The organism is Cognatilysobacter terrigena (assembly GCF_004361065.1).
In the GTDB taxonomy this organism is placed as follows: Bacteria; Pseudomonadota; Gammaproteobacteria; order Xanthomonadales; family Xanthomonadaceae; genus Cognatilysobacter; species Cognatilysobacter terrigena.
Genome location: NZ_SELT01000010.1, coordinates 58,179 through 79,091, shown reverse-complemented (window position 1 = coordinate 79,091; position 20,913 = coordinate 58,179). Strand labels below are relative to the sequence as shown.

The window sequence follows — 20,913 nt, the reverse complement described above, 5'->3', positions numbered from 1 at the left end:
GATTTCACAACGGCCGGTCGTCCGCCCTATTTTGGCCGGAGTCACGGCAAGACGTCGGGAGAAGGCAGATGCAGAAGGGAACCGAAACGAACGGCAACGGCGGCGTGCAGGTCGCCGGCAGCATGCCCGCAGTCAATATCGGGATCGAGGAGGACGATCGCAAGGCGGTCGCGGAGGGCCTGTCGCGCTTCCTGTCCGACGCATTCACGTTGTACCTGAAGACGCACAACTTCCACTGGAACGTGACGGGCCAGATGTTCAACACCCTGCACGTCATGTTCGAGACCCAGTACACCGAGCAGTGGGGCGCACTAGACGACATCGCCGAGCGCATCCGCGCGCTGGGCTTCAATGCGCCGGGCTCGTACGCCGAGTTCATCCGCCTGAGCTCGTTGCCCGAGGAACCGGGCCTGACGGAGACCATCGATTGGCGCGAGATGGTGCGCCAGCTGGTCACCGGCAATGAGGGCGTGTGCCGTACCGCGCGCAGCGTGCTGAACCGGGCGGACGAGGCGGGCGACGATCCGACCGTCGACCTGATGACGCAGCGCCTGCAGACGCACGAGAAGTACGCGTGGATGCTGCGCTCGCTGCTGCAGTAAGTGGCACCGGGTGAGGAGACGAAAGGCCGGCGCGATGCCGGCCTTTTCGTTTACGGACGAGGGTTACCGTGTCGAGCGGGTGGTGCGACGCCCCAACGGTGGCACAGACAGCCACTCCCGGCCGGTCGCGCACCACAAGGCTGAACAACCGCGACGCCGAAAGCCCCGCCCCACCCGCCGCGTCAGCGCCTGAGACCTGAAGACCGGATAATTCCCACGTCGGCGCGCGCCATGCGCCGGCAGGCGGCTCGATGTCGCGACCCCATATTCCCGACACGACCGATCGCGCCGACCCGATGAGCGACACCGCCCTCGACCTCCTGCACCGCATCTTCGGCCACACGGCCTTCCGCGGCGAGCAGGCGCACATCGTCGACCACGTGACCGGCGGCGGCGATGCGCTGGTGCTGATGCCGACCGGCGGGGGCAAGTCGATCTGCTACCAGATCCCTGCGCTGTTGCGCGACGGCGTGGCCATCGTCGTGTCGCCGCTGATTGCGCTCATGCAGGATCAGGTCGAAGCGCTGCGCCAGGTCGGCGTGCGTGCGGCCTTCCTAAATTCGACGCTCGATGCCGAGGCTGCGGCGGCGATCGAACGCCAGTTGCTGCAGGGCGAGCTGGACCTGCTCTACGTCGCGCCCGAGCGCCTGCTCACCGGCCGCTTCCTGTCGCTGCTCGATCGCGCCAAGCTCGGCCTGTTCGCGATCGACGAAGCGCACTGCGTGTCGCAGTGGGGCCACGACTTCCGCCCCGAATACCGCCAGCTCACGGTGCTGCACGAGCGCTGGCCGGATGTGCCGCGCATCGCACTCACCGCGACCGCCGACGCACCGACGCGTCGCGAGATCGTCGAGCGCCTCGCACTCGAGGACGCGAAGCAGTTCGTCAGTTCGTTCGATCGCCCGAACATCCGCTACACCGTCGTCGCGAAGGACGGCGGCGGCACGCGCCAGTTGCTCGACTTCCTCGCGCGGCATCCGGGCCAGAGCGGCATCGTCTATGCGATGTCGCGCAAGCGCGTGGAAGCCGTCGCCGAGCAGCTCTGCAAGTCGGGCATGAAGGCCCTGCCCTACCACGCCGGCATGGACGCGCAGATCCGCGCCGCCAACCAGCGACGCTTCCTGCAGGAAGACGGCATCGTAATGGTGGCGACGATCGCGTTCGGCATGGGCATCGACAAACCCGACGTGCGCTTCGTCGCGCATGTCGACCTGCCGAAGTCGGTCGAAGGCTACTACCAGGAAACCGGCCGCGCGGGCCGCGACGGCGGCGCGTCGGAAGCGTGGTTGAGCTACGGGCTCGGCGACGTCGTCAGCCTGCGGCAGATGATCGAACAGGGCGAAGCCGGCGAGGAGCGCAAGCGGCTCGAGCTGCGCAAACTCGACGCGCTGCTCGGCTACGCCGAAACCACCGACTGCCGTCGCCAGGCGCTGCTGCGCTGGTTCGGTGAAGAGCACGCCGGTGCCTGCGGCAATTGCGACAACTGCATCTCGCCGCCGGAAAGCTGGGACGGCACCGAAGCCGCACGCAAGGCGTTGTCCGCGATCTATCGCACGGGCCAGCGCTTCGGCGTCGGCCATCTCGTCGACGTGCTGCGCGGCACGCAGACCGACAAGGTGCGGCAGTTCCGCCACGACACGCTGGCGGTGTTCGGTGTGGGCGAAGACCTCGACGACCGCCAGTGGCGCAGCGTGTTCCGCCAGCTCGTCGCGGGCGGTTTCATCGACGTCGACGTCGAGCACTTCGGCGCATTGCGGCTCACGGAAACCGCGCGCCCCGTACTCAAGGGCGAAGCGACGCTGCGCTTTCGCACGGAACCGAAAACGATGCCGCGCACGCGTCGCGACCGTCGCACGTCGGAAGCGGAGGCGTTCGATCTGGATCCCGCATCGCTCGCGCGCTTCCAGGCGCTGCGCGAATGGCGCGCGCAGACCGCGCGCGAGCAGAACGTGCCGGCGTACGTGATCTTCCACGACGCGACGTTGCGCGCGATTGCTGAAGCGGGTCCCGCGGATCTCGACGACCTCGCGCGCATTCCCGGCATCGGCACCAGCAAGCTCGATCGCTACGGCGAGGCGGTGCTGCAGCAGTTGTTCGACGCGGCGTAGGCGCGGCGTTAGGCGGCGGCGGGATCGACCGTCGGGCAGCTGCGCAGCAGCGCTTCGTCCGGGCCGTGCGCCACGGCGTAACCGTTGAGACCGATGTCGAGCACGAGGGCGTCGCCGAGCGTCGCCAGCTCGCGATCCACCGTGCGGATGTAGCGCAGGCCGACCGGTGCCAGCAGCGGCATCTCGGGCGCGAAGCGGGTCGGCACCACGACAAGTGCGCCGTCACTGCGCCGGTAGAGATCGAGTTTCAAATCGGTCCCCTCTGGGCGACGAGAGGACCGTAATCGCATCCCGGCCCGGCAGCCTATCGGGAGAAGCCCCCAGCCGCCTGAACGGTTGCGCCGGGACGGACCGGTGGTGTCCGGTGTCGGACCGGCGGTCCGTGAGCGCGGCCTTCGTCACGCATTCGCAGCACGGGCGACCACGTCATTTTTCCGCGAGGGTCGCACCCCGTAGATGCGGGCGGCCGCCGATGACGTCGGTCCACACGACATGCGCGCCATCGGCGGCAGCGACCATCCGGGGCCAGCCCGTTCCGCGACCGCGACCGCCGACGTTCGCCACGTCGCGAATGGACGATGGTGTCGCTGAGCCTGTGGGCAACCGCGCGACGCGCAGGCGCTGGCCGTCGCCCTGCTCTTCCAGCCAGCTCAGCCAGACGCCGCGCGCGTCGGCCGCGGCGTCGAGTCGGCCGAGCACGCCGGTGCCCGTCGCGAGTTCGTGCGCCGGCGCGAAGTTCGCGCCACCGTCCGCACTCGTCGCGACGCGCACGAGCGGCGTCGACGCCGGCATCGTGTACCAGGCGACCGTCGTCGAACGACCCGAAGCCGTGATCGCCGGCCCATTGACCGGGCACGCGTCGATGCTCCAGTGATCGTCATGCACCGCGTGCGGCGTCGACCAGCCCGTCGCACTACGCCGCAGCAGCGCGATGTCGCGCACGTTGCCGGCGCGGCGCGCACGATAGACCACGGTCGGGCCGTCGAGATCGACGACGTCCGTCTGGCAGCAATCGCAGGTGGACACATCGAGCACGCGTTCGTTGTGGCGCGCGAGGTTCGCGTCGAACGTCGCGCCGCGCAGCATCGTCGCGCCGCGCTCGCCATGATCCATGCCCTGCATCGTATGGCCCTCGGTGGCGCGTCCGTCGAGCCATGCGATGCCGATGCTGTCGCGGCCCTCGGGCCACAGCGCGGCGAACCCGTGCTCGGTCGCGGTGCCGTCGGTATTGACGGCAACGGGCGTCGACCACGTGCGGCCGTCATCGCTCGACCGTGCGAGCACGACATCGCGCGCGCTTCCTCCGCTTCCGCGACGCAACCACGTCGCCCACAGGGCGCCGTCCGGGGTTTCGCGTACGTGCGGCATGTCGGCCGTATTGCCGATGCCCTCACCGTTCGCGATCGACTGCGGCCCCGTCCAATGGCCGTCGCGCCAGCGTGCGAAGCGCAGGTGCTGGGCGTCGCCGTCCTGTTCGATCCACGACAGCAGGACCGACCCGTCGGGCGCGACCGCAAGGTCGGGCTGCTGTGCGGCGTCGACCGGTAGCGACCACGGTGCGACGGTGATCGTGCGCGCGGCTGTCTCGGGAGCCGTTTTGGCCGCTGGCGATGCGGCCGTCGCAGCCGGCGCTGCGGGCTGGCGTGCGCACGCGGCGATACCGGCTGCCAGAAGCAACGCGACCGTGCAGCGAATTTCAGTCGTCATACCGCACCTCCACGTTGAACGTGCGCTGGTTGTAGGGGTGGAAGTTCCAATACGTGCGGTCGCCGAGGTTGTCGACACCGACCGCCCCGCTCCAGTGCGCGTCCGCGCGGTAGTGCACGCGTGCGTCCAACACGAGGAAGGGGCTGGTGCCGAAGTAGGTGTGGCTGTTCACGTCGCTGTTGTCCAGCGTGTTGAACTGACGGCCGCTGTATCGCGCCGCGCCAGTGAAGCTCCAGTGCTCGCCCGGATGGTAGGTCGCGATCAGATTGGCGCGCCAGCGCGGCACGCGTGGCTGCCATTTGCCTTCGCTCGCCGGAAAGTTCGTGTTCTCTTCGATGATGGAGTCGGCGAACGTCGCGCTCGCGTCGACGTCGAGTCCGGCGACGGCGACATCGGAGAGCGACGTCGCGACCTCCATCCCATTCGTGCGGATGAGCCCGACGTTCTGGATCCCGGTGACGTTCGGCACCACCGTGACGTTCGTCTGCGAGTAGAGCGCATCACGTGTCCGTTCGTGGAAATACGTGGTGCGCACGTGGCCCCACTCGACCGAGCGTACGTAGGACAGCTCCGACGTCCACGACCGCTCGGGCGCAAGGTCGGGCTCGTTGATGACGATCGCATTGGTGGCGGTCGTGCCCTGGAAAAGTTCGCTGACCGTCGGATAGCGCACGGCGCGGCCGATCGACGCCTTGATGGACGCATCGTCCGACATGCGGAACTGCACTGCCGCCTTCGGCGACCAGTCCGACGCGCGTCGCGATGCGTAAGGCGTCTCGACCGCACCTGCCGCTGTGTAGCCGTTCCGCGCGGCCCAGCGCTCGTGGCGCAGGCCCAGTGTGGTCGTCCAGCGTGGCGACACGGTCCAGGTGTCCTGCGCGTACGCGCTTCGCAGTTCGGTGGAACCGCCGAACGCGGACACGCGTGCGCCGCGCATCCCCTGCAGCCAGTCGGAGGTGGCGTAGACCGTGGTCGCGAGCTTGAACGTGTCGTCCTGCAGGCCGACCTCGACCGCATGCGCGGTGGCGGGTGACCACGTGAGTGCGCCGGCGAGTGTGGTCCAGCCGGTGCCCGCCGCGTCGGCGATGCGCCCTGCACCGCCGGTCGCGGCGGCCGGCAGCGCGACAGTGGGCGAGCGCACGAGATCGCGCGCGTACATATAGCGACTAGCGGAGACCGAAAAGCCCGCTCCGTCGCCGTCGCGACGCAACGTCAGCCCGTGCATGCGGTGCAGTTGATCGTTGCGCGTCGGCGCGATCGCGGTCGATGCGAGCGCGTAAGGCCGCCCGTCGATCACGACCGGGCCCGCGTACACCGGCACACCGGACGCGTCTTGCAGGTACGTCTCCGCGTCGCGATCCGCGTCGTTGGTCCAGGTGCCGAAGACGTAGCTCAGGCGAAGACCCGGCGCGAGGTCGTAGGCGAGCTTGAGTTTCGCCTCGTCCTGCACCGTGTCGGTCTGCCCGTACGCGCCGACGAGGAAATACGGCTGGTTCTTCGTATTGAGATCGGCAACCGCACCACTCACGGGTGTTGGGGCTGCATTCGGCGATGCGGGCGTCGCGCTGGCGAAGGCGATCGGATGCCCGTGCGCGTCGACCCGATTGAGCGAGAGCCAGGCCGACAGCGCGCCCCAGCGGTCGCCGAACGATGCGCCGAGCGACGTCGCGGGGAACGTCGCGTCGGTTGCATACACGTGGAACCGCTCGACGCTGTAGCCGAGCCGCGCGTGCGCCTCGAATCGATCGGGCATCCGCGTCACGTAGTCGACCACGGCGCCCACCGAATTGCCGGGGTACGCGGCCGAGAACGGGCCGTACAGCACGTCGACCCGTTCGATCTCCTCCGGATTCACCATGCCCCAGCGCGGCGCGAACGTCGCGCCATTGCCGAGCAGGTTCGACAGCAGGATGCCGTCGGCGTAGACGAGTGAACGCGCGCTGTTGTTGGTGCCGGATGCGCGCGTGGCCAATACGGCGTGGTCGTAGTCGCCGATGTAGCGCTTTCGCACCAGCAGGCTGGGCAGGTACTTCAGCGCGTCTTCGGCGTCGGTCGCGTTGACGGTGCGCGTGACTTGTACGCCCGTGATGCCTTCGACGGTGGTCGGCAGGCGGGTGGGCAGTGACGTCGGCTGCAGGCCGCGCACGACGATGCGATCGAGCGCGCGCGGTGAGGCGCCGGACGCGTCGCCGCCCGCGGCGGCCGCCGGCGCGAGCCGCGCGAACGCGGCCAGCGCCAACGCCGTCGCGAGGCGCGACGCATGGGGACGTTTCGGATGCATTGGGACACTCGGACAGGCGCACGCAGCCGCTTCGATGCGGCCGCCGCGGCGATGACGATGGAACGCGGCGAACGCCGCGCGGCTCAGCTCGTCAGAACGCTCGGCGGCCCCTGCCCGCCGAGCGCGGGCACTGGGGCATCGGTCGCGCGCTGGGCGACTGCACGCACCGACCACGGCGCGAGCGCGAGCGGCGCGCTGGGCGACCACGGCAGGGTAGTCGCGCCCACCAGGCCCGACAGCAGCGGGCAATACGGGCAGTCATGACTGTCATGCGCAGGCGTCGGCACGCGAGCCGGTGCGGCATCGCGCGACGCCATCCGCGCCATCATCGCCATGTGCGCGCGGTGCTGCTCGGGCGTCATGCCGGCCATGTGGTGCATGGACATCGACATCGCCGGCATGGCGTGCGACGCGGGCATGCCGCTTTCGCAGGCGACAGTACCGGCACCCAGACGGCCGATCGTCGGCAGCAGCGCCAGCAGCAGCGCCGCCGTAACGGCGAGCAGCGCGAAGCGGCGGCGAAGTGCGGGCGACATCCGCGCATTATCGCGTGTAGGCCGACGCGCCGATCGTGACACCGGTCGGCGCAAGCCGTGGCACCCTTCCGACTCCCCCGGAGCCGCCACCATGCCCAGCCCCCGCGTCCTCGTGTTTCCCGGTTCGAACCGCACCGGCTCGTTCAACCGCATGCTCGAAGCGCTCGTGGTGCGCGAGCTGCGCGCACAGGGCGCCGACGTCGTCGACATCGACCTGCGCGACTACGCGCTTCCGCTGTACGACGGCGACCTCGAAGCCGCGCACGGCGTTCCCGAACCCGCGCAGCGCCTGCATGCGCTGTTCCGCGAAAGCGCCGGCATCTTCATCGTGACGCCGGAATACAACGCAGGCATTCCGCCGCTCACCAAGAACACCATCGACTGGATCTCGCGCGTGCGCGATCACGGCGGCATTCCTGCGGCGTTCGGGGCCCCGCTGTTCGCGCTCGGCGCGGCCTCGCCCGGCGGGCTCGGCGGCTATCGATGTCTGATGGCGATGCGGCAATCGCTCGAGCTTGGTCTCGGCGCGACCGTGCTGCCGACGATGGTGTCGATCAGCCGTGCGACGGACGCATTCGACGCCGCGGGCGAATTCACATCGCCGTCGAATGCGCAGGCCGTCGCACGCGCGGTGGACGGCCTGCTCGCAGCGATCGGCACGCGCAACGCGCCTGCCGTCGCCGGTTAAATCGACTCAGCGTGTTTCGAGCGGCTGCGCGAGGCCGCGCTCGATCGACTCCTCGATGAGCTTCTCGGTCTCGCGCTGCGCGATGCCCGATGTGACACGCATGCGGTCCTCAAGCCCGTGCATCTGCGTCTCGAGTTCGCGCATGGGCTTCGACGCTTCTTCCATGCGGCGCTGATAGTCCGCCATCGGCGCAGCGACGAGCTTCGCCTGCTCCGAGATGATCGCGCTCTGGCGATCCATTTCGCTCTGCAGCGCCTTCATGCGCTGCGCGAGCGCGCTGTCCTGCTCCGCGAGCGCTGCCTGCGCGGCGATGCGGCCGTACTCGTTCGCGGCCTTGTTGAGTCGAAGCTCCGCATCCGCCATCGCCTTGCTGCGCTCGGGGTTGTTGGCGGCGTCATTCATCGCTTGCCCGATGCGATTCATGTTCTCACCGTGCACGTTCATGCGCTTGCCGAGCGCGTTCATCTGCTCGCCGAGCGCGTGCGTATCGCGCCAGGCCGCGTTGACGCGCGCGACCATCGCGCGATCCGTGACGCGGTAGCGCTGGCCGTAGCGCTCGAACGTCATCGCGTCGTCGTCGACGTTGATGGCGCCGTCGCGGAGCGTGGCGCGCGCGACGGTCGCGGCATCGATGGCCGCATCCTGTGCGTCCATTGCCTGTTCGACCGCACGCTCGACGTCGCGTTCTTTCGCAGGACGGGATGCCTGCACGCGCCCGGGCGACGGGTCCCGCGCGATCGAGGCGCTCGCAGCGTCGGCGGCGACCTGCGCTTCCGACGCGGCGGAAAGCACGGCACGGCCCGAGACGACGGGCGTCGGAAGCGGGCGCGCGGCGGTCGTCGTCACGGGCGTTGCGGCCGCCGAGGTCGACGTCGTGGTCGATTGCGGCGCGACGGTCGCCTGTGCGTAGACCGCCAGCCCAAGGCCGACGAGCGCGATGACGGGAACCGCCAGACGACCGCCGGCAGCGGACGTCGCGGGACGGAGCAGATTCTGGATGCGCGGCATGAGTTCACCTCCTCGGGCGGCGATTGCGGTACGCGGCAACGGCGCCGCATTGAGTTCGGACAGTTCGGACAGCGCGACGGCCAAGCGGCGCGGCTCGCCAATCGCATCGGCGGCCAATGCATCGGCGACCAGCTCGCGCTCCGCGCGCACGCGGCGCGACATCCACCACACGACCGGGTGGTAGAACAGCAGCGCTTCGACCAGCGACTGCAGCAAGTTCACGAGGTAGTCGTGGCGACGGATGTGCGCCAGCTCGTGCGCCAGCAGCGCTTCGACCAGCGCGACCGGCATGCGCGTCGCGAGCGCCGCCGGCATCAGCACGACAGGCATCCACCAGCCGGCGGTGACGGGCGATGCGAGATCGTCCACACAGCGCAGCGTCACGCCGCGGGGCAGATGCATGCGCTGCGCGAGCGCGTCGATGCGGTGCTGCCATGCACCATGATCGTCCGGTTGCGCATGTCGACGCAGGCGCTCGACCCAGGCCAGGCCCGCGATCATGCGAACGCCGAACACGGCCGCACCGCCCGCCCAGATCGCGACGAGCCACGGCATCCACGCATCGAATGACGATTTCGCGGACGTGCCCACGAACACGGCATCCTGCAGGCCGACGCGCGTCGTGATCATCCCGCCGATGGGCGCTATGTCCGACAACCGGACCATCGTCGCGATCGGCGCGATCACGCATGCGAGCATCGCGAGGCAACCGACGAGGTAGCGCGCTTGCGGCCGCGAGCGCTGCATCGTCGCGAAGGCGAGCGCGGCGACCGCACCGATCACCACGCCCTGCCACACGAAGTGCACCAGCGCGCGGCCGAGCAGCGGTACGGCGTCGATCAGGACGTCACTCATCACCGCTCTCCCGCAGGTAGCGACGGATTTCATCGCGCTCCTCGCGCGAAACGTGGCCCTTGAGCGCGGCCATCACGAGGTCCTTGCCGGAGCCCGCGAACGCGCGCTGGATGAGGTCGCCGAGCAGGCCGGTGCGCAGCGTGTCCGGCTTCTGCACCGCCGCGTAGACGTGCGAGCGCTGGCTCTCGTCGCGCCGCAGCAGGCCCTTGCCATGCATTACCTGCAGCAGGCGGAGCACGGTCGCATAAGTGACGTCGGGCCGCTCCGCCTGGCGTGCGCGGTGCACGTCCTTCACCGTCGCGGGGCCGAGCGACCAGAGCACGCGCAGCAGTTCGAGTTCGGCCGGCGTCGGCTTCGGGAGTTTGCGGCGGGACTCGGGCACGGTGGGCATCGGTCGGAAGATGCGGCGATCCTGCGCGTTCTAGACCAACGTGTCTAGACTGCTTTGTCTAGGACATTGGTCATGTTCCGACGGACGGCACGACTCGCCTTTGCGGGGTGCGCGGCACGAGTGGCGCCGATTACGGCGCAGCGTTCGCGCCTTCACGCGCCGTGGTGATCGCCGGCCTCGGTCGTCGTCTGAACCACCGCTGTCGTGAAGGCTGCCCATCGATTGACCGTGCTCGAACGTGGCACCTACGTTTCGGCGTCGCGGTCGTCCGCGCGCACCGTCGGAGCCACCATACAGATGCCGCGATTGATCATGTCCGTGCGCGATGCGCGTCGACTCGAGGCGATGCTGGCCTCACCGATGTTCGCGGGCAGCTCGTGCGCGTCGATGCTCGAGGACGAGATCGCGCGCGCGGAACTGCGTGAGCCGGGCGACGTGCCGGCCAATGTCGTCACGATGAATTCGAGCGTGATCGTCGAGGACGAAAACAGTGGCGTCGAGCGCACGGTGCGCGTGGTCTATCCCGACGTCGCGTCGGCCTCCCTGCACTACGTCTCGGTGCTCGCGCCCGTCGGCGCCGCATTGCTCGGCCTCAGCGTGGGCGACGCGATCGACTGGCCGATGCCGGGCGGATACACGTCACGATTGCGGCTGAAGGCCGTGCTCTACCAGCCCGAAGCCGCGGGCTTGCCCGAGTAAGACGCGGTGATGCTCGGCTTCGTGCGGCGCATCGTGCGCCCGTCGAACCTTCATGTGCGCGGCATCGTCGCCGCCGAAGGCGTGTGCGCCGAACGCGCAACGCACGACGACCGCTGGACCGCGCGCGTGCGACTTGCGCCGTGGTCGGCGCCCGGTTGTGCGGAGACGCACGAACCGCTGCATCTGATGCTGACGACCGCGCCATGCGAGTTGCGCGAGCTGCAGCGCGCGTGGTCGCCGGGTTGCGAGGTGCAGGCGGTCGTGCGCATCCGTCGCGGAACGTTGCAGGGCGAGTTGGTGAAGCGCGCGGACGGTTGACGGCGGTTACCTCGCGAGACGCGCATTCCCGCGCCCCCCACGTTGCGCGCAAATGTGAAGGCGCATCTCCCGGCTTATCACGCGTGGTGCCATCGGCAGTCCGGACGGGCTGCTCGTGCGACTTGGGGCGGCACGCATGTGTCATGTCCATCCCGTGCGAGCCGCTGTACGCCGCCGATGACGCCGGCCGGAGCGACGCAGTTCCGGCAGCAGCCGTGCGCCGACGTGCCGCCCAGCGTTTCGAAAGCGACCGCGGCCCGCCATGCCCACCATAAGACAGGCGGCGCGGCAGCCTCCTCCGGCGCGCGTATCGTCGACCCTGTTCAGGCAGCCGCGAGGGTGTCATGTCCCAGTCGGCGCGGACCGACCACCGTCGCACCGCGCGTTTCCGTCGGCAGATGATGGGCCTCGCACGCGCGGCCGCGGAGATCCTGCGGGCCGGCGACAGCGTGCAGCGCGCGTTCGTGACGCTCTCCCCCGCCGCGCTCGATGCGTTCGGCGTCGCAGGTGTCAGCCTGTGGGAGCGCACGTCGCCAGGCACGCTCGAATGTCGTGCGACGTGGCCGCCGAATCCGACCCATCAAGGTCTGGGGCGACGTGAATCGAGCGCGGCCACCGCGACGCGCGCCGAGCGGCACGATCATCTTCTTTCGACGATGCCGGGCTGGCTGGGTGAACTCGCGCAGGCCGGCATCGGTGCGGTGCTCGATGTGCCGGTCGTCGTCGGCGGCGAACTGTGGGGCCGCATGGTGTTCGAGAGCCGGTCGCCGCGCGCCTGGCAGGCTGACGAGGAAATCGCCGCGCTGCATTTCGCCGACGTTTTCGGCGTCGCCATCGAACGCGAGCGGCGACGCGCGGCGGAAGCGCAACTGACGTATCTCGAGATGTACGACGACACCAGCGGCGTCGCGAACCGCTCGTTGTTCGTCACCATCATGCGGCAGCAGATCAAGCGGATGCGACGAAACCCGTCGTGCGGGAGCGCACTGCTGTTCGTCGACGTGGACCGGTTCCATTCGGTCAACGAATTCTTCGGCGAAGCCGGCGGCAATGCGGCACTCGCGATCGTCGCCGATCGCTTGCATGCAGTGACGCCGAACGACGCGTCGATCGGCCGCGTCGAAAGCGACTGCTTTGGGGTGCTGCTGCCGTCTCCGGGCGCGGAGTGGCGCGTCACGCTCATCGCCGAGCGCATCCTCGAAGCCGTCTCCCAGCCCATCGTGCAGGGCGAACGCAGCTGGCAGGCGACGGCGAGCATCGGCATCGCGTTCGGCAGCGCGTCACCCGATTTCAGCGCGGAGGAGTGGCTGCGCGACGCCGACATGGCGAGCAAGGAAGCCAAGCAGGCCGGCCGCAGTCGCGTGCATGTCTACGACCCGGAGCAGCATCAGTCGTTGATGGATCGTCTGAGCATCGAACAGGGCCTGCGCGACGCATTGCGTGAGCATCGCATCGAAGTCGTCTACCAGCCGGAGTTCGACCTCGACACGGGGGAGATCGTCGGCGCGGAAGCGCTGGCCAGGTGGCGTCGTGAGCCCGATACGCTCGTGGCCGCCGGCGACTTCATCGAAGTGGCCGAGGCTACCGGACTGATCGAGCCGATCGGTCGCATCGTGCTCGTGAGCGCCTGCCTGGAAGCACGCGACTGGCCGGCGATGGCCGACGGCTCGCACCGCTCGGTGCGCGTCAACGTGTCGGCGCGGCAGTTCACCAGCGGAACACTCGTCGCGGAGGTCGACGAGGCGATCACGGTGTCCGGCATCGAACCATGGCGCCTGTGTCTCGAAATCACGGAAACCACCGTGATGGCGAAGGCCGATGAATCGATGGATCACCTGCGTGCGCTGAAGGCGTTGGGCGTGTGTCTCGCGATCGACGATTTCGGTACGGGGTATTCGTCCCTGTCCTATCTGAAGCGCTTTCCCGTCGACGCGCTCAAGCTCGACAAGTCCATGGTGGACGGCGTGGAGAGCGACGACACCGTGCAGGCGATCCTGCGCGCCGTGCAGGGACTCGCATCCAGTCTGCAGCTGCACGTCGTCGTCGAAGGCGTCGAGCGCGACGAGCAGATCGAGCCGCTGCGACGCTTGGGCATCCATCGCGTGCAGGGCTTCTACTTCGCACGCCCCGAAGCACCGGAGAGTCTGCGGCAGCGGCTGCGGGATGCGACGGGGTGATGCGAGTGCGCAATGCGCTCGACGCAACGTCGGCATAGTCATCGACCGCGCACGCGGCTTGCGCTGAGACCGCGCGGGCGGTTTCGATCATATGACGCGATGACGCGATCGCATTGGCGACCCGCGCTCACCCGTCACACCAAGGAGAACGCGGTGGCAGGTCCGGCTCGGATTAAAGGGCTCCCGTTCCCTGATGCAGGAACAGAACACCGAAGGGCGCTGGCCATCGAACCGCGTTTGGCGGAATTTTGTTGGCTCAGCGAGCGTCCCCGGGCCATCTCGACCGATCACTGAGGCTTGCTAGCTACGCGCCGGTACGTGCACCAGCACGTCGCCGGCCAGCTCGCGTGTTCGCAGCTCTCGACGCCCGAAGACAACGCGGTGCGTCATCTCAGGCACCGCAGCAGACCACCTCGTCCCGTTGCGGCGTGCACGAGGTCGCACAGCCCGTGTCGCAGGCACTGCGGGTATCGCGCTCACGCAACTGCTCCGGTGTCAGGTGCTCCAGCACAGTGAAGATCTCCCACTCATTGCCGTCGGGATCGGCGAGCCAGAACTTGTCCTGCCGGGCATAACAGCAGCTCACCGCCATCTCGTCGCGCGGTGTCAGGCCTGCAGCGACAGCGCGGTCGCGCAACGCGATGACGTCATCCGTCGAATCCACCTGAAGGCCGAGATGCGACAAGGTCCCTTTCGCGTCGAAACGGGTGCCGGGAATCTGGTTGAGGACAAAGTTGAGCGCCGGCGAATCGAGATTGAACTTGGCGTACCCGGTGCGTGTTTGCCGACTGTCACGCCCGGTGTCGTCCTGCAGTACCGAGTGCACGGTCGTATCGTCGTGGTAGTGCTTGACCGGCAAGGTGCCGAACAAGGCGCTGTAGAACGCGACCGCTGCATCGACGTCACGGACATTGAGGGACAGGTGCGGTTTGCGGACGGCGTGAAGTGCAGTGTTCATGGGCGTCTCCTCGGATTAGGGCCGGCAGCGGCCCGTGGCCGGAGCGCACCGTGCGCCCTGGCAGCAGTTCTCGGTGAGAAAGGCGATCAGGCCGTCCATACGCTCGTAGTCAGCACGCAGGCGGATGACTCGGCCTTCGCGTGTGTCGTCAACCAGGCCGGCGCCGCGCAGAACGTTGAGATGGGCCGTCAGCGTGGCCGGCGGCAGTCCCAGCGATTCGCGCAGTTCGCCGACCGCGAGTCCATCTGGCCCGGCCTGTACGAGAGCACGGAACGCGGCGAGCCGGCTCTCATGGGCAAGGGCGCGCAGCGCAGCCAGAGTCTGTTGGGTATCCATAGCTCCATTATTCTGGAATTATGGAACCTTGCAAGTGCCCGACGGTGGGTCAGGCGGTCTGGGTCATCCGCTGGCCCGGGCGCGTTGCGGGCTGCGCGGACCGTCGCACATCGTGAGTCCAGCGGCGGATATGCTCCGGTCGACGTCCACTCGAAAGGAGGTGATCCGTGAAGCTTCGTAAGATTCTGGTCGGTGTCGCGCTGTTCTCGGCCGCATTCGCCGCCTGGGCCGCCTCCGGTTGCCCGATGGGTTGCTGCTGAGAGACCCCTCAGACGGAAAAGCCCCGCTTCGGCGGGGCTTTTTTTGTTTGCGGCGTCACCGCGCCAATCGCTGACAGCGGGTGTCTGCTTTCGGTCGGAGCGGACGTCAGCCAGAACCTCCCGAACGAAGGATTCGTTCGATCCATCCGGCCAAGTCCGACACACGAACGAACACTTCTTCGACGCCGTAGACGCCCTCTGGCCCGTCACCATTGCGCTGTGCCGAACTTACGCCGACGACCGCCCAGCCATTCGCTGTCCGCATCAGTGCAGGACCGCCACTGTCACCCGGGCCGCTGATGCCTTCGAGCGTCAGCGCCCGCCCTGCTGCGGGATCGTCGAACATCCAATACAGGCGACCGTTCTCTGCTCGATCGACGCGGTTCTCCGCCACGCGGAACAAGCCATCTGATGGGCCCGCACCGGTTTTCCCCGTGCCCGTCCCGCCCCAGCCGGGCATCAGGACAATGCGACCCACTTCATCGCTCATCGCATACGGCGTGATGGGCGTGATGCCCACAGCCGTCGAACCCAGTCGCAGGACCGCTACGTCGGGCTGCGACCCGTCAACGCGAGCTGGCGGCACGATCAGCGCGACAACGGTGTTCGCGTGGCCCGCGATTTCCACCGGGTAGCCGCTTCCGGAATCGATCGCAGCACGAAGTTTCTTGACCTCGGTGCAATGCGCCGCCGTCAAGGCATAGCGTGGCGCGATCAGCGTAGCGAGGCAGTCGGGGTGGCCGGCGCGAGTCCTGTACAGGCTGAAAATCGCCGGGAACTCACTCTCGCGAGCGAGGTACGCCGCATCCGCGACGTCATGTCGTACGACGAGTGCGTCGGCACCACTCGAAACGGCGAGCGCAGCTACGGTGACGGCGAAAAGGCCGAACGTGCGGATCGAGACGAGACTCATCGGACCACTCCCCAACGGTCCCGGCCGTGCGCGAATTTTCACCGTGGCACTTGGTGTTCGCGTGGCGGGACGAGTTGGGCAAGGTGCCTCTCGCCGAGCAAGTTTCGAAGCACTGTACGAACTACGGGGCGCTCATGACACCTGACGAAGGTCACGAGGATTGCTCGATAGCGGCATCCGCGCCACCACGTCCGGTCGCTGCCAGGTAGCCGCCACGGCCTACAGCGAGGCCTATCATCAGGTTGCACTGGCAGTTCAACCGAGCCGACGCGGCTGCGCGGTGCCGGTTATCCCGCGTGTCAGCCACCGCGCCAACGTTCGTTGAGGAGCAACACTCATGTTGAACATGTCAATCCCCTGGTGGGAACTCGTCGCGCGTAGCGGCCTCGTGTACGTCTTCCTGATTGTGATTATCCGAATAAGCGGAAAGCGGCAGATCGGCCAGCTCGCGCCGTTTGATCTCGTTCTTCTGCTCGTGCTGTCCAACGCCGTCCAGAACTCAATGAACGGCGGCGACAACTCTCTTGCCGGCGGGCTGATTTCGGCCACCACCCTGATCGCCCTGAACTACCTGGTGGGGTTCGCGACGTTCAAGAGCAAACGCATCGAAGCCATCGTCGAGGGTCGGCCGCAACTGATCATTCACAACGGAAAGCTCTACAAGGACGTCATGGCGAGAATGCACCTGACGGATCACGAGCTGCAGAGTGCTCTGCGGCAAGCCGGCTGCACCTGCGTCGATGATGTCCACAGCGCAGTTTTGGAAAATAACGGAGTGCTCAGCGTCACAAGGCGAAAGGTGCTGGCAGACGCTGATTAAGGATGCGCACCGCAAATATCAAACGATCACAGCATCCCTAGCGATCACCTACGGACGAAGGCCGATGCGGTTCTCCGCAATGTGATCGAACGATTGGGCAAGCAGATCAGTCATCTGCGAACGGATGTTTGGGCCGCATGCATCATTCGCTGAAGGCATTTGAGGCCGCGCGCGATAGTCGAGTTGCCTCACGCACTTCCAAACGTCCATCGGCATTCTTGGAGTTGCCAGAACGACATGGAGCGACTACGCGCGTTCCAGGCCGGCAGCCGCCGCCACTCGAAGGAGTTCCAGAAGGCTGCGAGCGCCGATGCGCTCCATCAAATGCGCACGGTGCTGCTCGACGGTGCGCGAACTGATGCCCAATGTGCGGGCGATGGTCTTGTTCGAGCCGCCGCCCAGCAGACCGTCGAGCACATCCCGTTCGCGTGTCGAGAGTGCAGCAATGCGCCGCCCAGCGGCTTCGGCGACGCGACTCCGGCTTGCAGCCGCCTGGGTTCTCGCCGTCGCCGACGCGACCGCCTCCCGCAGATCATCGTCTTCGGACTCAGCGCTTAGGAAATCGGTTGCCCCGGCTTTCATGACGTCGACGGCTTCAGCGATGCCATCCCGCTCCCGTCCGATCACGATGATATCGAGACCGCCACACCGCGCCTTCAGCTCTCGCACGGTGGACCGATCGATATCGGCGGAACTTCGGGCGTCGAGCAGCGCACACCCCGGCTGCAGGGCGGTCGCGGACTTCAGCAACGCCCTCGCCGACTCGAAGTGCACGACCGGGTGACCTGCTCGCCCGAGCACCGCAATCAGCCGTGGCGCCGAGTCCGCGTCGACGAGATACACCGGGGACGACGATGCACGCGTGACGTCCCGTGCGATGCCTGCCGCGCCGTGGACCTTTCCCAGTCGGTCGCGGATCGGAAATGCCGTATCGCGGATCCAGCGGGTTGCCCCGTCCGTTCGCATGATCCGGTATTCGAGCGTCTGTCCTTCACCCTCGTAGACGCGGTCGAGCCCGGCGAGGGCCTGAGCCCGGTCGTGGGGATGCATGGTGTCGGACCAATGCTGCACCGTGGGCTCGAATGTGCCGAGCGCCGCGCCCCAGATAAGTTCGTACGCCGGACTCAGGTATTCAAAGGCGGCGCAATCGCTGTCAGCGATCCACAGCAGGTGATCGGTGCTCTCCGCGAACACCTGGAAGCGCTGCTCCTGAGCGCGCAATAACGCTTCGTCGCGCTTGCGCTCAGTGATCTCGATGATCGCTCCGGCGAATGTGGCGGGCTTCCCATCCTCGAAGAGCGTCCGGCCGCATGTCTGGACCCATCGCTCCACACCATCCTCGATGCCGATCACACGGTATTCGAGGGCGTAAATGCCGTCGCCCTCTGGATCGACGCACTGCGCGATAGAAGCTTCCACGTGCGGCCAATCGTCAGGATGGACACCGGCCCTGAAGGTGTCGACGTCAACGGGCGCTCCGGGCGCCAATCCCCACATCGCACGGATGCGATCGTCCCAGTCGAGCGCGTCGGTCTGTGGATCCCACGAATAGGGCGAAACATCGAGCATGCGGGCCGCTACCTGTGTTTCGCTTTTGTTCCAGGACTGACGCGGTCCAACACCACTGCTCCCAGGGCATTGCGCCGCGCGACCGGATGTAATGCGGAGTGCGCGGCGACTGCATGCTCACGCTAGCGGGCAGGCGAAACCGATGCGGCACCGTGCTCAAGGACTGGCCTCTGAGCTGAGCCACTTTTAGCAAGTGTTGGGTGACAGTGGCGCAACGCCGTCATTGCGACCCGCTGCATTGCAGCGCGTCGGCTGAGTCGGGTCGCTCGCGACGGAACAGCGGGCCGCATGGAATGTCGGGCCCGCTGCACGTGTCGGCAAGGCGCGGCGTTCGACGCCGCACCGGGCTACTTCTTCTTGTACTGGAACTCCGGAAGCTTCCTGAGGGCTTCCTTGGTGCCACCCGGCAGGGATGCGCGGGTGCCACCTGCCGTCATGACGAGGCTGTCGAACGGCACGGCGACCAGATGGCCGCCAAGTCCGAGGAATCCCCCGACCTGCAGCACTGCAATGACGCGCACGCCGGGCATGATGATCAGATCATCGATAGTGCCGATCTTCTCGCCTTTCGCGTTACGCACGTCCATGCCGATCAGCTTCGATGCCTGCAGGCCCAAGGCGACCGCCTTCACATCCACGACGACCAATTGGACCGTCTGCGCCTGGATGTTTCCAACGGACGCCAGCGCGAGCGCAGCGGCCAGCAGCAATTGCGACACCAGACGCCGTTTTCCACCCGGTGCTCGAGGCAGGTCGATTCTTTCGTGGTCAGCGCCACGAAGCCTGGTTGTAAGCGTTGTACTTGTCATGGGAACTCCCTAGTCGGCTAGCCAGCCTTGAGCGCTGACAGCGCGATCTTCCCGGCTGCGTGGCGCGGTGGCCTTGATCGTTGTCATTTCCGGGCAGGGCAGGATCAGCTCATGTCGTCGCCGCCATCGCCCAGTCGATGCTTCGAGAGAGGCCGGCAACGGAGTACTCGCCGTCGTGCCGGACACCGTTGACGAAGAACGTGGGTGTGCCGTTCACCCCGCTGCGCACGCCACCCACGAAATCGGCTTGCACCTTGGGGGCGTATCGCCCCGACGCGAGCGCTTCACGCAGTGCGTGCGCAGAGAGCTCGAGCTCGGTCGCCAGCGACTGCAACGTTTCGGGGCTCAGCCGCGGTTGATTGGCGAAGAGCGCATCGTGCATCTCCCAGAACTTCATGTGACTTCCGGCGAACTCGGCAGCTTCCGCCGCCATACCCGCCATCGGATGCACCTCGCTCAACGGGAAATGCCGGAATACCAGCATGACGCTGCCCGCATAGCGCACCAGAATCTGCTTGACCGGCAGCTGGGCGACAGCGCAATGCGGGCATTGATAGTCGCCGTACTCGACGAGCGTGACGGCAGCATGGGTTGAGCCGAAGATGTGGTCGGCTGCCGTTACGGGGATTCTGAGTGTGGCCATCTCTATTCTCCAATCTTCGGCATTGCGTCCAGGGCATCCAGGACTCCGTCGACGCCGGGGTTCACCGCGATCGGTGAGCAGTAGCTCCAGGCGATCGTCCCCTTCTCGTCGATGACGAACAGCGCTCGGTCGCAAACGCCTTCAGACGTTCGGTAGGCGCCGTACGCGCGTGCCACCTCGCCTTTCGGCTCGAAGTCCGCGAGCAGGGGAAAGTGCAAATTTCTCGCCTGTGCGAACGCCTGGTGACACCACGCACCATCCACCGAGATTCCGATGACGTCGGCACCGCGGCTGCGAAATTCCGGCAGCACCTGGTTGTAGAGCGCCATCTGATCGCCGCAGACCGGGCTCCAGTCCGCCGGGTAGAAAGCAATCACGATGCGTTTGCCCAGGAGCTCGTCCAACGAGAGCAACTGGTCCGGCGTAACGTGGAGCTTGAACGCTGGCGCCCGGGCGCCTGCAGCGAGAATCGTCGACATGGTGCGTCCTCAAGTGGGTATCGAAGCGACGGCGGCAGCACGGTCGTAATCGCGCTGCTTCCTGAGCCGAAAAGCCAATGCCAACAGCGCGACACCGAACAGCAGCGAGTACGCACCCAGCCACCACGCGAGCACGACCGCGCCGACCAACGGCGCCACGCAAAACAGCAGGCCGCATGCCACCGACCACACTCCACTCAGCGCCATCAGCCAGCGGCCATGCGCCTTGTTGAGCCTCATCGCAGCTGCAAGCGAAAGCCCGCCCGAGACCAGCGCCCATACGCCGAAAATGAAGACGAAGGCCAACACGGTCAGGCCCGGCCACAGCGCGACGAGAATGGCCACCGCGATGCCCAACAGTCCGTTGGCAACGATCCAGCCCCAGCGCGCACGCGGTTGGTGCGATCCCTTCGCGACGCGGATGCCACGCACGCCCAGCACGATGTTCAAGATGCCGTCGACGAGGCTGTACGCTGCGAAGAGCAATGCGACGGCCAGCATCATTGCCGCGGGCGACCAGAATGCGATCAGGCCGAAGGCCACGGCGGCCAGCCCGCGAATGGCGACAAGCAACCAGTCGCCCGCAAGACCGGCGCTGAGCGACTCGGTCTCGGCCGCGCGCGTTGAAGAATCGCTGAGCATGGGACACCTCCGAGTCCAAGCTAGGGTCGCCATGTGTGCTTCGCCTTGACGATCGTCAATAGCGCGCAAGCAAGTGCGATGTCAGACGCCGACGCATTCGCGCAATTCCGAATC

At 67.1% G+C, this 20,913-nt stretch carries 21 protein-coding genes; 7 read left to right on the top strand and 14 right to left on the bottom strand.

The window, feature by feature from the left end; translation table 11 throughout:
• Positions 1 to 68: 68 nt before the first annotated feature.
• Both EVS83_RS08025 and recQ read left to right on the top strand, forming a co-directional pair.
• Positions 69 to 602: a ferritin-like domain-containing protein gene (locus EVS83_RS08025; protein WP_133500523.1), complete on the top strand. Its 534-nt coding sequence runs from the start codon at positions 69 to 71 to the stop codon at positions 600 to 602.
• 296 nt (positions 603 to 898) lie between these two features.
• Positions 899 to 2,710 (top strand): DNA helicase RecQ, encoded by a 1,812-nt coding sequence (gene recQ / locus EVS83_RS08020; RefSeq protein WP_133500522.1) that lies wholly within the window; start codon positions 899 to 901, stop codon positions 2,708 to 2,710.
• Positions 2,711 to 2,718: 8 nt separating this feature from the next.
• Here recQ and EVS83_RS08015 read toward each other — a convergent pair whose 3' ends face one another.
• From EVS83_RS08015 to EVS83_RS08000, 4 genes are all read right to left on the bottom strand, one after another.
• Positions 2,719 to 2,961 (bottom strand): hypothetical protein, encoded by a 243-nt coding sequence (locus tag EVS83_RS08015; RefSeq protein WP_133500521.1) that lies wholly within the window; start codon positions 2,959 to 2,961, stop codon positions 2,719 to 2,721.
• 175 nt (positions 2,962 to 3,136) lie between these two features.
• A complete protein-coding gene (locus EVS83_RS08010; protein WP_133500520.1) occupies positions 3,137 to 4,417 on the bottom strand; it encodes a sialidase family protein in 1,281 nt (426 codons plus the stop codon).
• Entirely contained in the window at positions 4,407 to 6,698 is a 2,292-nt protein-coding gene (locus EVS83_RS08005; protein WP_133500519.1) for a TonB-dependent receptor, read from the bottom strand. The genes EVS83_RS08010 and EVS83_RS08005 overlap by 11 nt, the downstream gene beginning before the upstream one ends.
• Positions 6,699 to 6,781: 83 nt before the next feature.
• Positions 6,782 to 7,234 (bottom strand): DUF2946 family protein, encoded by a 453-nt coding sequence (locus EVS83_RS08000; RefSeq protein ID WP_166636837.1) that lies wholly within the window; start codon positions 7,232 to 7,234, stop codon positions 6,782 to 6,784.
• A gap of 91 nt (positions 7,235 to 7,325) precedes the next feature.
• On the opposite strand from EVS83_RS08000, the gene EVS83_RS07995 reads away from it, so the two are divergent.
• A complete protein-coding gene (locus EVS83_RS07995; protein ID WP_133500517.1) occupies positions 7,326 to 7,922 on the top strand; it encodes an NADPH-dependent FMN reductase in 597 nt (198 codons plus the stop codon).
• Positions 7,923 to 7,928: 6 nt separating this feature from the next.
• Here the strand turns inward: EVS83_RS07995 and EVS83_RS07990 are convergent, their stop codons facing one another.
• Together EVS83_RS07990 and EVS83_RS07985 are read right to left on the bottom strand one after the other, a co-directional pair.
• Positions 7,929 to 9,785, bottom strand: coding sequence for a M56 family metallopeptidase (locus EVS83_RS07990; RefSeq protein ID WP_166636836.1), 1,857 nt, complete (start codon positions 9,783 to 9,785; stop codon positions 7,929 to 7,931).
• Positions 9,778 to 10,176, bottom strand: a complete 399-nt coding sequence (locus EVS83_RS07985; protein ID WP_133500515.1) for a BlaI/MecI/CopY family transcriptional regulator — start codon at positions 10,174 to 10,176, stop codon at positions 9,778 to 9,780. Before EVS83_RS07985 ends, EVS83_RS07990 begins: the two co-directional genes overlap by 8 nt.
• A 297-nt stretch (positions 10,177 to 10,473) precedes the next feature.
• Between EVS83_RS07985 and rnk the strand changes: the two genes are divergently transcribed.
• From rnk to EVS83_RS07970, 3 genes are all read left to right on the top strand, one after another.
• Positions 10,474 to 10,875, top strand: a complete 402-nt coding sequence (rnk, locus tag EVS83_RS07980) for a nucleoside diphosphate kinase regulator (protein ID WP_133500514.1) — start codon at positions 10,474 to 10,476, stop codon at positions 10,873 to 10,875.
• Positions 10,876 to 10,884: 9 nt separating this feature from the next.
• Positions 10,885 to 11,193: a hypothetical protein gene (locus EVS83_RS07975; protein WP_133500513.1), complete on the top strand. Its 309-nt coding sequence runs from the start codon at positions 10,885 to 10,887 to the stop codon at positions 11,191 to 11,193.
• Positions 11,194 to 11,537: 344 nt separating this feature from the next.
• Positions 11,538 to 13,370 carry a putative bifunctional diguanylate cyclase/phosphodiesterase gene (locus EVS83_RS07970; RefSeq protein WP_133500512.1) on the top strand — a complete coding sequence of 611 codons (1,833 nt, stop codon included), beginning with the start codon at positions 11,538 to 11,540 and terminating at the stop codon, positions 13,368 to 13,370.
• A gap of 391 nt (positions 13,371 to 13,761) precedes the next feature.
• Here EVS83_RS07970 and EVS83_RS07965 read toward each other — a convergent pair whose 3' ends face one another.
• From EVS83_RS07965 to EVS83_RS07955, 3 genes are all read right to left on the bottom strand, one after another.
• Entirely contained in the window at positions 13,762 to 14,328 is a 567-nt protein-coding gene (locus tag EVS83_RS07965; RefSeq protein WP_133500511.1) for a VOC family protein, read from the bottom strand.
• A gap of 15 nt (positions 14,329 to 14,343) precedes the next feature.
• Positions 14,344 to 14,664, bottom strand: coding sequence for an ArsR/SmtB family transcription factor (locus EVS83_RS07960; RefSeq protein WP_133500510.1), 321 nt, complete (start codon positions 14,662 to 14,664; stop codon positions 14,344 to 14,346).
• Positions 14,665 to 15,030: 366 nt separating this feature from the next.
• Entirely contained in the window at positions 15,031 to 15,879 is an 849-nt protein-coding gene (locus EVS83_RS07955; protein WP_133500509.1) for a trypsin-like serine protease, read from the bottom strand.
• 295 nt (positions 15,880 to 16,174) lie between these two features.
• Here EVS83_RS07955 and EVS83_RS07950 point away from each other — a divergent pair, with 295 nt between their 5' ends.
• A complete protein-coding gene (locus EVS83_RS07950; protein WP_133500508.1) occupies positions 16,175 to 16,657 on the top strand; it encodes a DUF421 domain-containing protein in 483 nt (160 codons plus the stop codon).
• Between the two features lie 246 nt (positions 16,658 to 16,903).
• On the opposite strand, the gene EVS83_RS07945 is transcribed toward EVS83_RS07950, so the two are convergent.
• From EVS83_RS07945 to EVS83_RS07925, 5 genes are all read right to left on the bottom strand, one after another.
• Positions 16,904 to 18,226 carry a PAS domain-containing protein gene (locus EVS83_RS07945; protein WP_133500507.1) on the bottom strand — a complete coding sequence of 441 codons (1,323 nt, stop codon included), beginning with the start codon at positions 18,224 to 18,226 and terminating at the stop codon, positions 16,904 to 16,906.
• A gap of 347 nt (positions 18,227 to 18,573) precedes the next feature.
• The gene (locus tag EVS83_RS07940; protein ID WP_208108719.1) at positions 18,574 to 18,945 is read right to left on the bottom strand and encodes a PRC-barrel domain-containing protein; all 372 of its coding nucleotides are present in this window, start codon (positions 18,943 to 18,945) and stop codon (positions 18,574 to 18,576) included.
• Positions 18,946 to 19,144: 199 nt separating this feature from the next.
• Positions 19,145 to 19,678: a DsbA family protein gene (locus EVS83_RS07935; protein WP_133500505.1), complete on the bottom strand. Its 534-nt coding sequence runs from the start codon at positions 19,676 to 19,678 to the stop codon at positions 19,145 to 19,147.
• Between the two features lie 2 nt (positions 19,679 to 19,680).
• The gene (locus EVS83_RS07930) at positions 19,681 to 20,157 is read right to left on the bottom strand and encodes a redoxin domain-containing protein (protein WP_133500504.1); all 477 of its coding nucleotides are present in this window, start codon (positions 20,155 to 20,157) and stop codon (positions 19,681 to 19,683) included.
• Between the two features lie 9 nt (positions 20,158 to 20,166).
• Positions 20,167 to 20,799: an HdeD family acid-resistance protein gene (locus EVS83_RS07925; RefSeq protein WP_133500503.1), complete on the bottom strand. Its 633-nt coding sequence runs from the start codon at positions 20,797 to 20,799 to the stop codon at positions 20,167 to 20,169.
• Between the last annotated feature and the right edge of the window lie 114 nt (positions 20,800 to 20,913).

What these genes read in the sequence shown, in the direction of transcription:
- EVS83_RS07945 (WP_133500507.1), bottom strand. Translation starts at nt 18,226, where the DNA reads ATGCTCGATGTTTCGCCCTATTCGTGGGATCCACAGACCGACGCGCTC.
- EVS83_RS07965 (WP_133500511.1), bottom strand. Translation starts at nt 14,328, where the DNA reads ATGAACACTGCACTTCACGCCGTCCGCAAACCGCACCTGTCCCTCAAT.
- EVS83_RS07985 (WP_133500515.1), bottom strand. Translation starts at nt 10,176, where the DNA reads ATGCCCACCGTGCCCGAGTCCCGCCGCAAACTCCCGAAGCCGACGCCG.
- EVS83_RS08005 (WP_133500519.1), bottom strand. Translation starts at nt 6,698, where the DNA reads ATGCATCCGAAACGTCCCCATGCGTCGCGCCTCGCGACGGCGTTGGCG.
- EVS83_RS07975 (WP_133500513.1), top strand. Translation starts at nt 10,885, where the DNA reads ATGCTCGGCTTCGTGCGGCGCATCGTGCGCCCGTCGAACCTTCATGTG.
- EVS83_RS07995 (WP_133500517.1), top strand. Translation starts at nt 7,326, where the DNA reads ATGCCCAGCCCCCGCGTCCTCGTGTTTCCCGGTTCGAACCGCACCGGC.
- recQ (WP_133500522.1), top strand. Translation starts at nt 899, where the DNA reads ATGAGCGACACCGCCCTCGACCTCCTGCACCGCATCTTCGGCCACACG.
- EVS83_RS08025 (WP_133500523.1), top strand. Translation starts at nt 69, where the DNA reads ATGCAGAAGGGAACCGAAACGAACGGCAACGGCGGCGTGCAGGTCGCC.
- EVS83_RS07935 (WP_133500505.1), bottom strand. Translation starts at nt 19,678, where the DNA reads ATGGCCACACTCAGAATCCCCGTAACGGCAGCCGACCACATCTTCGGC.
- EVS83_RS08000 (WP_166636837.1), bottom strand. Translation starts at nt 7,234, where the DNA reads ATGTCGCCCGCACTTCGCCGCCGCTTCGCGCTGCTCGCCGTTACGGCG.
- EVS83_RS07970 (WP_133500512.1), top strand. Translation starts at nt 11,538, where the DNA reads ATGTCCCAGTCGGCGCGGACCGACCACCGTCGCACCGCGCGTTTCCGT.
- EVS83_RS07925 (WP_133500503.1), bottom strand. Translation starts at nt 20,799, where the DNA reads ATGCTCAGCGATTCTTCAACGCGCGCGGCCGAGACCGAGTCGCTCAGC.
- EVS83_RS07930 (WP_133500504.1), bottom strand. Translation starts at nt 20,157, where the DNA reads ATGTCGACGATTCTCGCTGCAGGCGCCCGGGCGCCAGCGTTCAAGCTC.
- EVS83_RS08010 (WP_133500520.1), bottom strand. Translation starts at nt 4,417, where the DNA reads ATGACGACTGAAATTCGCTGCACGGTCGCGTTGCTTCTGGCAGCCGGT.
- EVS83_RS07950 (WP_133500508.1), top strand. Translation starts at nt 16,175, where the DNA reads ATGTTGAACATGTCAATCCCCTGGTGGGAACTCGTCGCGCGTAGCGGC.
- EVS83_RS07960 (WP_133500510.1), bottom strand. Translation starts at nt 14,664, where the DNA reads ATGGATACCCAACAGACTCTGGCTGCGCTGCGCGCCCTTGCCCATGAG.
- rnk (WP_133500514.1), top strand. Translation starts at nt 10,474, where the DNA reads ATGCCGCGATTGATCATGTCCGTGCGCGATGCGCGTCGACTCGAGGCG.
- EVS83_RS07990 (WP_166636836.1), bottom strand. Translation starts at nt 9,785, where the DNA reads ATGAGTGACGTCCTGATCGACGCCGTACCGCTGCTCGGCCGCGCGCTG.